Here is a 12,030-nt window from a genome sequence, read left to right as displayed (position 1 = left end):
GGGGTGGGGCCCTCGGGGCGGGTCATGGCAGCTCCTTGAGGCCGAGATCGGTCAGCAGGTCACGCGCGAGGGTCAGTTCGGCGGCGATGCCGTCGGTGAGCTGGGCGCGGGCGCGCGGGCGCAGCTCGGGCGGGAGGGCCTGCCAGGTGTAGGTCTCGACCTCGAGGTGGCGGGTGAGCGGGCGGGGGCCGCCGACGAGCCGGGCCAGGGCGGTCTTCAGGACGGGGAGGGTGGAGGTGAGGGGCGCGGCGGGGGCGGCGTGCAGGGGGACGTGGAAGTGGGCGCGCCAGGGTGCGTCGTCGGGCAGGGCGTGGCCGGCGAGGGCCTCGCCGAGGTCGTCGGTGCCGCGCAGTCCGGTAGCGGTGAGGGTGCGGGTCTGGTGCAGGAAGCGGGGTTCGTCGAAGGCGGCGAGGGCCTCGCGGACCTCGGGGAGGCGGGGGCGCTCGGCGTGCAGGGCGGCGGACAGCTGGGACTTGACGACGGGGACGCCCGCCCGGGCGAGGGCGTCCAGGGCGGTGTCCGGGTCTTCGAAGGAGGTGGCGAGGTGGCAGGTGTCGACGCAGATGCCGATGCGGTCGTGGCCGACGGCGGTGAGCGGGGCGATGGCGTCGCCCGTGGTCTCGACGACGCAGCCGGGTTCGGGTTCGAGGCCGACGCGCAGGGAGCGGCCGGTCAGGTCGCACAGGGCGTCGAGGCGTTCGCCGAGGGTGCGCAGGGCGGTGCGGGCGGTGTCGTCGCGTCCGGGGTCGCGGGCGGTGCGCCAGGCGAGCGGGAGGGTGGAGATGCTGCCCTCGGCGACGTCGTCGGGCAGCAGTCCGGCGAGGAGGCGGGCGAGGGCGGTGGTGTGCTCCAGGCGTTCGGGGTCCGCCCAGTCGGGCTTGTAGACGCGGTACTTGACCTCGCCGGCGCCGAAGCCCTCGTAGGGGAAGCCGTTGAGGGTGACGACCTCCAGGCCGCGCCGGTCGAGTTCGGTGCGCAGGGCGCGCAGCGCTGCCGGGTCGGTGACGAGGGCGTGGGCGGCGTCCTTGGCGAGCCACAGGCCGATGCCGAGGCGGTCGCGGCCGAGGCGGCGGCGGACGGGTTCGCAGTGGTCCCGGAGCTGGGCGAGGACGCCGTCGAGGGTCTCGGCGGGGTGCACGTTGGTGCAGTAGGCGAGGTGGACGGTGGTGCCGTCCGGATGGCGGAAGCGCATCGCTCACTCCCCGCCGCGCAGAATGGAGTTGCCCTCGTGGGTGGCGCCCGTCTCGGCGACGGAGAGGTTCAGCCGCCCGCTGAGCCCGTAGAAATCGACGGGGTTGCGCCACAGCACCCGGTCGACGTCGTCCTCGGAGAAACCCTCGGCCAGCATCAGGTCGCCGACCCTGCGGGTCTTCAGCGGGTCGCTGCGGCCCCAGTCCGCGGCGGAGTTGACCAGCACCCGCTCCGGCCCGTACGCGCGCAGGACGGCTACCATCCGCTCCTCGTCCATCTTGGTGTCCGGATAGACGGAGAAACCCAGCCAGCAGCCGCTGTCCCTGGCCTCCTCGACCGTGGTCTCGTTCAGGTGGTCCACCAGCACCCGCTCCACCGGCAGGTCGGACTCGCGCACCACGTCGAGGGTGCGGCGCAGTCCGGCGAGCTTGTCGCGGTGCGGGGTGTGCACCAGGGCGGGCAGACCGTGGTCGGCGGCCAGCTGCAGCTGGGCGGCCAGCGCGGTGTCCTCGGCCGGGGTCATCGAGTCGTAGCCGATCTCCCCGACGGCGACGACCTGGTCCTTGACCAGATAGCGGGGCAGCTCGTCCAGCACCGGCACGCAGCGCGGGTCGTTGGCCTCCTTGGGGTTCAGGGCGACCGTGCAGTGGTGGGCGATGCCGTACTGGGCGGCGCGGAACGGCTCCCAGCCCAGCAGGGAGTCGAAGTAGTCCAGGAAGCTGGCCGGCGAGGTGCGGGGCTGGCCCAGCCAGAACGACGGCTCCACCACCGCGCGCACGCCCGCGGCGTACATCGCCTCGTAGTCGTCGGTGGTCCGCGACGTCATGTGGATGTGGGGATCGAAGATACGCATCAGGAATCCTTGCCGTGGGGGGTGTCCGTGCCGTGCGGGGCGCGGGCGGACTCGGTCAGGGCCAGCACCCGGTCCAGGTCGGCGGGTACGGGACGGCCCGCGGCGGTGCGTTCGGCGGCGTAGTCGCCGAGCATCCGGGCGAGTTCGGCGTCCCCGCGGGCGCGCTCCTCCAGATCGGCCACCTCGGTGAGGGGCACCCCGGTGAACAGGCACTTCAGGACGGCGTGCCGCCAGCCGTGGGCGTCCAGGTGCCGGGCGGCATACGGGCCGACGGCGGCGGCGACGAGCCGGGTGTCGTTGGTGCGCAGGGCGTCCTCGACCAGCGGGAGGGCGTCCGGGCCCGGCACGAGGTGCGGCAGGGCGTGCAGTACGGCGCGGCGTTCGGCGGCGGTGCCCCGGCCGTAGACGCGGCGCAGTGCGGGCGGGTCGGCGTGGGCGGCGGCGAGGATCAGCACGCGGGCGGCGTCGGCGTGCTCGTCGCCGCACCGCCGCCCGGCCTCGGCGAGGCGCAGCTCCCACACGGAGACGGGCCCCTCGGCCCCGGGGTGGGCGGCGGCCTCGTCGAGGGCCTGGTCGAGCCAGGCGCGGGCGGCGCCGGGGAGGCGGGCTTCGAGACGGGTGCGCACTCCGTCGAGCGTGGGGTTGTTCATGAGGTGCTCCCTTGGGGGGTCGCCGGCCGCTGCGTCGCGTCGGCCGCGCCGGCCGTCACCGCCACTCCCGCCGCCCGTGCCGCCTGCCGCAGGAAGGGCAGGGACCGTTCGGCGAAGTGGGGGCCGGCGTGGGAGTGGCGGGGCAGTTCGACCACGGTCAGGCCCTGGTATCCGGTGGCGGCCAGCGCCGCGAGGACCGGCGGGAAGTCGATCTCGCCGTCGCCGAAGGGGAGGTGCTCGTGGACGCCGCGGCGCATGTCCTCGATCTGGACGTGGCGCAGCCAGGGTCCTGCGGCGCGTACGCAGTCGGCGGGCGGGAGGGGTTCGAGGCACTGGCAGTGGCCGATGTCCAGGGTGAGTCCGAGCGGGCCGTCCGGCTCGGGGTCGCCGAGCAGGCCGCGCAGGCGGTGGAAGTCGTCCAGGGTGGCGAGGAGGTGGCCGGGCTCGGGTTCGACGGCGAGCGGGACGCCGGCGGCGGTGGCGGCGTCCAGGACGGGGCCGAGGCCGTCGGCGAGCCGTCGCCAGGCGGTGTCCTCGTCGGTGCCGGGGGGTGTGATGCCGCTGAAGCAGTGCACGGCGTGCGCGCCGAGGCCGGCTGCGACGCGGACGGCGCGGACCAGCAGGTCGGTGCGGCGGGCCCGGTCGTCCGGGTCCGGGTCCAGCAGGGAGGGGCCGTGCTTGCGGCGCGGGTCGAGCACGTAGCGGGCGCCGGTCTCCACGGTCGCGGTCAGCCCGAGGGCCTCCAGGCGGCGGCCGGCCCAGTGGGTGCGGGCGGCCAGGTCGGGGGCGAGCGGGTCGAGGTGCATGTGGTCGAGGGTCAGGCCGACGCCGTCGTATCCCAGGTCGGCGAGCAGGCCGAGGGCGTCGTCCAGCCGGAGGTCGGCGAGGCCGTTGGTGCCGTAGCCGAACCGGAGGGGCGCCGGCTGCGGGGTGGGCGCGGTGGTCATGTGACGCTCACCCTTCTCGCGTACCGGCGGCCGAGGGGGGCGAGGGCGGCGACGGCGAGGGCGGTGACGCCCGCGCCGGCACGGGCTGCGAGGGCGGCCTGGAGGGGAATGGTGGCGCGGATGCCGCCGCCCACGGCGCGCTGGGTGAGCGGGGGCGACGGGTTGAGGGCGGCGTGCAGGTAGGGGCGGGCGGCGGTCGCGGCGTAGGCGGCGGCGAGAGCGGTGCCCAGGGTGGGCAGGGAGGCGGGGAGGCTCGCGGTGCCGTGCCGCGGCGTGGGCCGCCGGACGGGGCGCGCCGTCTCGTGCGGCGGCACCCGCTCGGGCCCCGGCGGACCGGGGGCGGCTGCTGCCCGCCGGCCCGCCGGGAGTCGGGAGGGGTGGCGTGTCACCAGATGGGTGAGCAGGCCCGTGGTGGCGAGGGCGGCGAGCGGCGGCAGGGCCGCGCCGCCCTGGGTCTCGCGGCGGGAGACGGCGGTGACCGCGAGGGTGTGCGCGCCCAGGAGCGCGGCCGAGGGCAGGGCCTCGCGGGTGCGGCCCGTGGTGGCCGCCGCGCCGAGCAGGAGGTCCAGGCCCCGGGCGGCGGCCATGGCGGCGGGTCCGGCGGGGGTGTGCTTGAGGGCGAGGTCGTACGCCCAGACGGTCGCCGCGAGCGGGGCGGCGACGGCGAGGGCGGGGCGGCCCGCGCGGGCGGCGAGGGCCAGCCCGGCGGCGGTGAGGCCGCAGGCCGCGGTGAGCGCGGCGGCGGGCCGGACGCGGCCGGAGGGCAGTGGGCGGTGCGGGCGTTCCACGGCGTCCTCCGCACGGTCAGCCCAGTCGTTGAGGGCCATGCCGGCCTCGTACAGGCACAGGGAGGAACCGATGGCGAGCAGGGTGCGCGCGTCGGGGCGCGCGGCCGCCGCGGCGGCGCCGGCCAGGGCGTCGCCGGGGACCGTGAACAGGGCGGGCAGCCGCAGGAGTTCGGCCCAGGCCCGGCGTCGGCCGCCGTTCACCGGCCCTCCCCCGTCCCGGCGGCGGCGCGCAGCCGCTCGGCGAACACGGCCAGTCGGCGGTACTGCTCGGCGAGCGCCGCGGGCGCCTGGCCCACCGGGTCCTTGAAGTAGAAGGCCAGTTCGGCGAGGGGGCCGCCGAGGCCTGCCTCGTGGGCGCGGGCGGTCAGCCGGGCCAGGTCCAGGACGAGCGGGGCGGCGAGGGCGGAGTCGCAGCCCTGCCAGATGGTCTGGAGGATCATGCGGTTGCCGAGGAAGCCGTCGAAGGCGATGTGGTCCCAGGCTGTCTTCCAGTCGCCGAGCGCGGGTACGTCGTCGATGTGGACCTCGCCCTCGGGGGTGACGCCCAGTGTGTCGGCGAGGACCCGTTCCTTGCCGGCGTTCTTCGCCGCGGCGGCGGCCGGGTCGGCGAGGGCCGCGCCGTCGCCGCCGCCGAGCAGGTTGGCGCCGGACCAGGCGCGCACGGTCAGCGCCCGCTGGGCGAACATCGGGCCCAGCACCGAACGCAGCAGCGTCTGCCCGGTCTTGCCGTCGCGTCCGGCGTACGGCAGACCGGTGGCCGCCGCCTCGGCGGCGAGCGCCGGGTGGTGCAGGCCGGTGGAGGGCGTGAAGTTGACGTAGGAACAGCCGGCGCGCAGGGCCGCCGCGGCGTAGAGGGAGCTGGGCGGCAGGGCGTCGCCGTGCGGCAGCGGTTCGGTGGAGGCGACGTTCACCACCACCGTGCGGGCGAGGTCGTGGCGCCGCTGGAAGTCGCGCAGGGCGGCGGTGAAGTCGGCGATCAGGTCGTCCGGGGTGCGGGTGTCGCCGGGGGTGGGGCCGCCTGGCCTGATCTCGCCGTCGGCGGCGGCGAGTTCGGCGGCGACGGCCGCGGGCAGGCCGGGCGGGAGGACGCCGCCCGCGGCGAGGGCCTCGGCGCGTTTGGGCAGCGGGCAGGTTTCGACGTCGTGCCCGCCGAAGACCAGGGAGGACAGCGGGGGCAGGGCGCAGCCCTCGAAGAGCGGGGTTTCGGTGACCATGCCGGTGGGCGGGTGGAGCCCGGCGGTCACGGCGGCGCAGCCGGCCACGACGGTCGTGGCGACGGAGCCGCGGGCGCCGATCAGCCAGACGCCCACGCGGGCGCCTGGGCTGGCGGGGGAAACGGACGCGGACATGGGCAGCCTCCTTGTCGATCGCGTCGTAACGGAACCCGGAGCGGAACGGAGCGGTACAGATCAGAACCGGACAAGATCGGAGCTGGACGGCCGGAAAGGGACAGGACCGGCACCGGATGGCGGCGGGCGGGAGTCCGGCGTCTCCCGCCCGCCGCCGCTCAGGGCCCGGTGCCGGTCGTACCGGGGGGTGGGCGGCTCAGCCGGTGGTGAAGGTGAAGTCGTCCACGTCGAACAGCGGGCCGGGGCCGGCGCCCTTGAACACCAGGTACAGCGTGGTGGTGCCGCGGGGCGCCGAGGACAGGTCCGCGGTGACGTCCCGGAAGACGTCCCAGCCGCCGGTCGCCGGCACCGCGGCCCTGCCGAGCAGGGTGCCGGCGGGCGAGCCGGCGCGGATCTCCAGGGTGCCGCCCGCGCCGCCGGAGGAGACGCGCGCCGTGACGCTCTCGGCGTTGGCGAGGAGGTACGGCTCGAAGGAGATCCAGTCGCCGTCGTGGACGTCGCCGACGGTACGGCCGCCGTGCGCGGTGTCCTTGGTGATCACCGTGACGCCGGCGCTGTCGCCGAAGTGCTCGGCCTGGCGGTGCCGGGGCTGGAGGACGTTCTGGTCGTGGGTGGTCAGCGGGGCCTGGCCGCCGCCTCCGCCGTCGGTGTACTCGGCGTCGAACACCCCGAAGATGTTGGCGTTCTCGTCGTGACCGCCGTCGGCGCTGGTCCGGATGGTGCCGGAGCAGCCGCTCGCGGAGGTGAGCGGGTGGCCGTGGGAGTCGTGGCCGAGGACGAAGGTGACCTTGACCTTGGCGCAGTCGACGGCCCTGCCGTCCTCGGGGTCGGTGACGCGGACCCGGAACGGGATGGCGTCGCCGAAGGAGAACAGCTGTCCCTCCTTCGGGGTCTCCAGGACCACGGTGGGCGCGGTGTTGCCGACGACGATCCGCACACTGGCGCTGCCGGTGCGGCCGGTCGGGTCCTTGGCGGTCACGGTGGCGGTGTAGGTGCCGTTCTCGCGGTAGCGGTGGGTGGGGTGGGCGGCGGTGGAGGTGGCGCCGTCGCCGAAGTCCCAGCTGTAGGTGAGGGCGTCGCCGTCCTGGTCGGTGGTGCCGGCGGAGGAGAAGGAGACGCGCAGCGGGGCCTGGCCGGAGGTGCGGTTCGCCGCGGCCTGGGCGACGGGCGAGTGGCCGTCGGTGGCGTTCTCGATGCGGTAGAGGGCGGAGTTCTCGTCGCCGCCGAACCAGGCGAGGCCGTAGTCGAGGACGTAGAGGGCGCCGTCCGGGCCGAAGGCCATGTCCATGACCTGGGTGCCGGTCCACGGCACGTCGTTGATGGCCTGGACGGCGCCGTCGGCGTCGCTGGTGATCCGCTTGATCCAGCGGCGGCCGAACTCGCCGGCGAAGAAGTCGCCGTCGTAGGCCTCGGGGAACTTCACCGGTGAGTCGAGGGCGGGGTCGTAGTGGTAGACCGGGCCGCCCACCGGGGACTCGGAGCCGGAGCCGAACTCGGGCACGGAGCCGCCGTCGTAGGGGATCCACGCGGGCTGGGCGGGCGGCAGGTCGGTGAGGCCGGTGTTGTTCGGCGAGGTGTTCTTCGGGGCGGCGCAGTCGAAGGCCGCTCCGGAGACGCCGGTCGCGAAGTCGTAGTCGCGGTAGGCGTCGTTGTCGCCGGTGCAGTACGGCCAGCCGAAGTTGCCGGGCCCGGTGACGCGGGCGAACTCGACCTGGCCGGCCGGTCCGCGCTCCGGGTCGGCGGCGCCGGCGTCGGGGCCGTAGTCGCCGACGTAGAGGACGCCGGTCTCCTGGTCGACGCTGAAGCGGAACGGGTTGCGCAGGCCCATGGCGTAGATCTCGGGCCGCGTCCGGTCCGTGCCCGGCGGGAAGAGGTTGCCCTCGGGGATCGAGTAGGAGCCGTCGGCGTTCACCTTGATGCGCAGGATCTTGCCGCGCAGGTCGTTGGTGTTGCCGGAGGTCCGCTGGGCGTCGAAGGCGGGGTTGCGGTTCTCCCGCTCGTCGATGGGGGTGAAACCGTCCGACTGGAACGGGTTGGAGTCGTCGCCGGTCGACAGGTACAGGTTGCCGGCGGCGTCGAAGTCGATGTCCCCGCCGACGTGGCAGCAGATGCCGCGCGTCGCGGGCACGTCGAGGATCTTCTTCTCGCTGGCGAGGTCGAGGGTGCCGTCCGTCCTCAGCACGAACCGGGAGAGCCGGTTGACGCCGTCGAAGGGGGCGAAGTCGGCGGCTGTGCCGGTCTCGGGCGCGTCGCCCGCGGGGGTGTCCAGCGGGGGCGCGTAGTAGAGGTAGACGAAGCGGTTGTCGGCGAAGCCGGGGTCGACGCCGATGCCCTGGAGTCCCTCCTCGTCGTGGGAGTACACGTCGAGCTTGCCGGCGAGGCGGGTGTTGCCGGCGGCGTCGGTGAGGCGGAGTTCGCCGTCGCGCGAGGTGTGCAGGACGGAACGGTCCGGCAGCACGGCGAGCGACATGGGCTCGCCGACCTCCGCCTCGCCCTTGGCCAGGGTGACCTGCTGGAAGTCCTCGGCGGTCACCGCCGCCCCGTCGTCGGCCCCGTCGGCCGCCGTGGCCGGGGGCGCGGCGAGCGTGAGGGACGCTCCCGCGAGCAGCGCGCCGGTCAGCAGCGCGACGGTTCTGCGGAAGGAGCGGCGGAGGGTGCCGCGGGTGGCGCCCTGCCTGCGCGGGGTGCGGTCGTTGCGGGTGGTGCCTTCCTTGCCGGTGGTGCGGTCGTTCCCGTGCACGTGTGCCTCCGGAAAAGGGGCGGGTTGTACGGGGCGGGTGCCTGCACCGGGGCGAGCGCGCCGCCACCCCGGTGGGGTCGTGCGAAGGTCGGTGCCTCAGTTGCCGAACGCCGCGTCGAAGGAGGCGGCCGGCGGCTCGAAGTCGTACGCCTTCAGCCGGGCCAGCGCCTCTGGGGCGCCGTGGAGGCGGTCCATGCCGGCGTCCTCCCACTCGACGGAGATGGGGCCCTGGTAGTCGATGGAGCGCAGCATGCGGAAGACGTCCTCCCAGGGGACGTCGCCGTGTCCGGCGGAGACGAAGTCCCAGCCGCGGCGGGGGTCGCCCCAGGGCAGGTGGGAGCCGAGGCGGCCGTTGCGGCCGTCGAGGCGGGTGCGGGCCTCCTTGCAGTCGACGTGGTAGATCCGGTCGCGGAAGTCCCACAGGAAGCCGACCGGGTCGAGGTCCTGCCAGACGAAGTGGGAGGGGTCGAAGTTGAGGCCGAAGGCGGGCCGGTGGCCGATGGCCTCCAGGGCGCGGTGGGTGGTCCAGTAGTCGTAGGCGATCTCGCTGGGGTGGACCTCGTGGGCGAACCGCACGCCCTCGGCGTCGAAGACGTCCAGGATGGGGTTCCAGCGCTCGGCGAAGTCCTCGTAGCCGCGGTCGATCATGGACGCGGGGGCGGGCGGGAACATGGCGACCAGGTGCCAGATGGCCGAGCCGGTGAAGCCGATGACGGTGTCCACGCCGAAGGCCGCCGCGGCGCGGGCGGTGTCGGCGATCTCGGCGGCGGCGCGGCGGCGCACGCCCTCGGGCTCGCCGTCGCCCCAGATGCGGTCGGGCAGGATGGCGCGGTGGCGCTCGTCGATGATGGCGTCGCAGACGGCCTGGCCGACCAGGTGGTTGGAGACGGCCCAGCACTTCAGGCCGTACTTCTCCAGCAGCTGGTGGCGGCCCTTGACGTACGAGGGGTCGGCGAGGGCCTTGTCGACCTCGAAGTGATCGCCCCAGCAGGCCAGTTCGAGACCGTCGTAGCCGAAGTCCCGGGCGAGCCGGCAGACCTCCTCCAGGGGAAGGTCCGCCCACTGGCCGGTGAACAGCGTGAAGGTGCGCGGCATGGGAAAGCTCCTCGTCAGGACGGTGGTTCAGACCGCGATCGGCGTGTAGACGGAGTTCTTCTCGGCGCTCTCCTCCACCGCCGCGAGCACCCGCTGCACCTGGAGTCCGTCGGCGAAGGACGGTTCGGGGCGGCTGCCCTCGGCGACGGCGTGCACCAGGTCGCGGGCCTGGTGGACGAAGGTGTGCTCGTAGCCGAGTCCGTGGCCCGGCGGCCACCAGCCCTCCAGGTAGGGGTGGTCGGGCTCGGTGACCTGGATGCGGCGGAAGCCGGCGTGGGCGCCGGGCTCGGTGCCGTCGTGGTACCAGAGCTCGTTGAGGCGCTCCAGGTCGAAGGCGAGCGAGCCGCGTTCCCCGTTGAGCTCGATGCGCAGGGCGTTCTTGCGGCCGGTGGCGTACCGGGTGGCCTCGAAGGAGGCGAGCGCGCCGGACGGGAAGCGGGCGGTGAACAGGGCGGCGTCGTCCACGGTGACCTGCCCGGTGCCGCCGGCCGAGCCCGCCGACAGCCCGCGGGCGGCGCCGTCGGGCAGCGGGCGCTCCCGGACGAACGTCTCGGTGACCGCGGACACCCCGGCGAGCCGCTCCCCGACCAGGTACTGGGCGAGGTCGACGATGTGCGCCCCGAGGTCGCCGAGCGAGCCGGAGCCGGCGAGTTCCCTGCGCAGCCGCCAGGTCAGCGGGGCCTGCGGGTCGACCAGCCAGTCCTGGAGGTACGACACCCTGACGTGCCGCAGGGCGCCGACGCGACCCTCGGCCACCATCCGCCGGGCCAGCGCGGTGGCGGGCAGCCGGCGGTAGTTGAAGCCGACCATCGCCACCTGGCCGCGTGCGTAGGCTTCTTCGGCGGCGGCCGTCATGGTCTCGGCCTCCTCGACGGTGTTCGCCAGCGGCTTCTCGCACAGCACGTGCTTGCCCGCGGCGAGCGCGGCGAGGGCGATCTCGGCGTGGCTGTCGCCGGGGGTGCAGATGTCGACCAGGTCGACGTCGTCCCGTTCGACCAGGGCCCGCCAGTCGGTCTCGGCCGCCGCCCAGCCGTGCCGGTCGGCGGCGGCGCGCACCGCGTCCGCGTCCCGTCCGCAGATCACGGCCAGCACCGGGCTCAGGGGCAGGTCGAAGACGCGGCCCGCGGTGCGCCAGCCCTGGGAGTGGGCGGCGCCCATGAAGGCGTAGCCGACCATGCCGACGCGCAGCGGCGGCCGTTCGGGCGCGCGCGCCGCGTTTTCGCTCTCCGCTTCTGCTGCCTGCTGCGGCTGTCCCATGGGGATGTCCTCCTCGTCGTCGTGGCGCGATGGGGGTGGGGCCCGGCCGGCGGGCCTGTCCGCGCCGCCGTGCCGGGCCGTCGTACGGGACGCCTCACTGGAAGCCGGTGGACATGTACTGGTCGACGTTGGTCTTGTCGACGACGGCCGAGTAGAGGGTGATGGACGCCGGGATCTCGTACTCGGCCATGCCGCCGACGCCCTTGCCCTGGCCGAGGGCGCGGGCGAGGTCGATCGCGGAGGCGGCCATGGTGGGCGGGTACAGGACGGTCGCCTTGAGGACGCCGCTGTCGGCCTTGATGGCCTGGAAGGCGGCGAGCGAGCCCGCCCCGCCGACCATGAGGAAGTCGTCGCGCCCGGCCTGCTCGATGGCGCGCAGGGCGCCGACGCCCTGGTCGTCGTCGTGGTTCCACAGGGCGTCGAACTTCGACTGCGCCTGCAGCAGCTGGGCCATCTTGGCCTGCCCGGACTCGACGGTGAACTCGGCGGCCTGGCGGGCGACCTTCTTGATGTTGGGGTAGTTCTTCAGCGCGTCGTCGAAGCCCTGCGTGCGCTGCTGGGTCAGCTCCAGGTTGTCCAGGCCGGCCAGCTCGATGACCCGGGCGTCGGGCTTGTCCTTGAGCTTCTCGCCGATGTAGTGCCCGGCGTTCAGGCCCATGCCGTAGTTGTCGCCGCCGATCCAGCAGCGGTACGCCTGCGGGGTGTTGAAGATGCGGTCCAGGTTGACGACCGGGATGCCGGCCCGCATGGCCTTGAGCCCGACCTGGGTGAGGGCCTTGCCGTCGGCGGGCAGGACCACCAGCACGTCGACCTTCTTGTTGATGAGGGTCTCGATCTGGCCGATCTGCTGGGCGGTGTCGTTGGAGCCCTCGGTGATCTCCAGCGTGACGTCCTGGTACTTCTCGGCGCGGCTCTTGGCGTTGTCGTTGATGGCGTTGAGCCAGCCGTGGTCGGCCTGCGGGCCGGCGAAGCCGATGGTGACCGGCTTGCCCGGCTTGTCCTCGGCGGCGGGCTGGTTGTCGGCGGCCTTGTCGCCGTCGCCCGAGTCGGAGGGCTCGTTGCTCGTGCAGCCCGACAGGAGGACGCCGGCCGAGACGGCGGCGGTCCCGAAGAGCATGCCTCTGCGCGAGGTGAGTCGCGTGGGGAGTTGTGTCATGGCG

10 protein-coding genes are annotated in these 12,030 nt (G+C 74.5%); all 10 read right to left on the bottom strand.

Annotation, left to right across the window (positions count from 1 at the left end):
* Nucleotides 1–22 precede the first annotated feature (22 nt).
* The 10 genes from eboE to ACZ6KF_RS06815 all read right to left on the bottom strand — a co-directional run bounded on the left by eboE (nt 23) and on the right by ACZ6KF_RS06815 (nt 12,026).
* Entirely contained in the window at nt 23–1,192 is a 1,170-nt protein-coding gene (eboE, locus tag ACZ6KF_RS06860) for a metabolite traffic protein EboE (protein ID WP_469237577.1), read from the bottom strand.
* 3 nt (nt 1,193–1,195) lie between these two features.
* Nucleotides 1,196–2,044 carry a TatD family hydrolase gene (locus ACZ6KF_RS06855; RefSeq protein ID WP_469159829.1) on the bottom strand — a complete coding sequence of 283 codons (849 nt, stop codon included), beginning with the start codon at nt 2,042–2,044 and terminating at the stop codon, nt 1,196–1,198.
* Entirely contained in the window at nt 2,044–2,694 is a 651-nt protein-coding gene (locus ACZ6KF_RS06850; protein WP_469159830.1) for an EboA domain-containing protein, read from the bottom strand. Before ACZ6KF_RS06850 ends, ACZ6KF_RS06855 begins: the two co-directional genes overlap by 1 nt.
* On the bottom strand, nt 2,691–3,641 hold the full coding sequence (locus tag ACZ6KF_RS06845; RefSeq protein ID WP_356637501.1) for a sugar phosphate isomerase/epimerase family protein: 951 nt from the start codon (nt 3,639–3,641) through the stop codon (nt 2,691–2,693). The genes ACZ6KF_RS06850 and ACZ6KF_RS06845 overlap by 4 nt, the downstream gene beginning before the upstream one ends.
* Nucleotides 3,638–4,630 (bottom strand): SCO3242 family prenyltransferase, encoded by a 993-nt coding sequence (locus tag ACZ6KF_RS06840; RefSeq protein ID WP_469159832.1) that lies wholly within the window; start codon nt 4,628–4,630, stop codon nt 3,638–3,640. The genes ACZ6KF_RS06845 and ACZ6KF_RS06840 overlap by 4 nt, the downstream gene beginning before the upstream one ends.
* On the bottom strand, nt 4,627–5,778 hold the full coding sequence (locus ACZ6KF_RS06835; protein WP_469237575.1) for an inositol-3-phosphate synthase: 1,152 nt from the start codon (nt 5,776–5,778) through the stop codon (nt 4,627–4,629). The genes ACZ6KF_RS06840 and ACZ6KF_RS06835 overlap by 4 nt, the downstream gene beginning before the upstream one ends.
* A 196-nt stretch (nt 5,779–5,974) precedes the next feature.
* Nucleotides 5,975–8,518, bottom strand: coding sequence for a PQQ-dependent sugar dehydrogenase (locus ACZ6KF_RS06830; protein WP_469159834.1), 2,544 nt, complete (start codon nt 8,516–8,518; stop codon nt 5,975–5,977).
* A gap of 96 nt (nt 8,519–8,614) precedes the next feature.
* Nucleotides 8,615–9,613 (bottom strand): sugar phosphate isomerase/epimerase family protein, encoded by a 999-nt coding sequence (locus ACZ6KF_RS06825; protein ID WP_469159835.1) that lies wholly within the window; start codon nt 9,611–9,613, stop codon nt 8,615–8,617.
* Nucleotides 9,614–9,640: 27 nt separating this feature from the next.
* A complete protein-coding gene (locus ACZ6KF_RS06820) occupies nt 9,641–10,870 on the bottom strand; it encodes a Gfo/Idh/MocA family protein (protein WP_356636480.1) in 1,230 nt (409 codons plus the stop codon).
* Between the two features lie 94 nt (nt 10,871–10,964).
* Complete coding sequence (locus ACZ6KF_RS06815; RefSeq protein ID WP_356636478.1) at nt 10,965–12,026, bottom strand: substrate-binding domain-containing protein; 1,062 nt, start codon at nt 12,024–12,026, stop codon at nt 10,965–10,967.
* Nucleotides 12,027–12,030: the final 4 nt, after the last annotated feature.

The organism is Streptomyces sp. NPDC046379 (assembly GCF_055587785.1).
Note: the sequence above shows the minus strand (reverse complement) of the source record. Positions and strands in the feature narration are given on the sequence as shown.

Coding starts and splice junctions, on each gene's coding strand:
- eboE (WP_469237577.1), bottom strand. CDS start 1,192: ATGCGCTTCCGCCATCCGGACGGCACCACCGTCCACCTCGCCTACTGC.
- ACZ6KF_RS06855 (WP_469159829.1), bottom strand. CDS start 2,044: ATGCGTATCTTCGATCCCCACATCCACATGACGTCGCGGACCACCGAC.
- ACZ6KF_RS06850 (WP_469159830.1), bottom strand. CDS start 2,694: ATGAACAACCCCACGCTCGACGGAGTGCGCACCCGTCTCGAAGCCCGC.
- ACZ6KF_RS06845 (WP_356637501.1), bottom strand. CDS start 3,641: ATGACCACCGCGCCCACCCCGCAGCCGGCGCCCCTCCGGTTCGGCTAC.
- ACZ6KF_RS06835 (WP_469237575.1), bottom strand. CDS start 5,778: ATGTCCGCGTCCGTTTCCCCCGCCAGCCCAGGCGCCCGCGTGGGCGTC.
- ACZ6KF_RS06825 (WP_469159835.1), bottom strand. CDS start 9,613: ATGCCGCGCACCTTCACGCTGTTCACCGGCCAGTGGGCGGACCTTCCC.
- ACZ6KF_RS06820 (WP_356636480.1), bottom strand. CDS start 10,870: ATGGGACAGCCGCAGCAGGCAGCAGAAGCGGAGAGCGAAAACGCGGCG.
- ACZ6KF_RS06815 (WP_356636478.1), bottom strand. CDS start 12,026: ATGACACAACTCCCCACGCGACTCACCTCGCGCAGAGGCATGCTCTTC.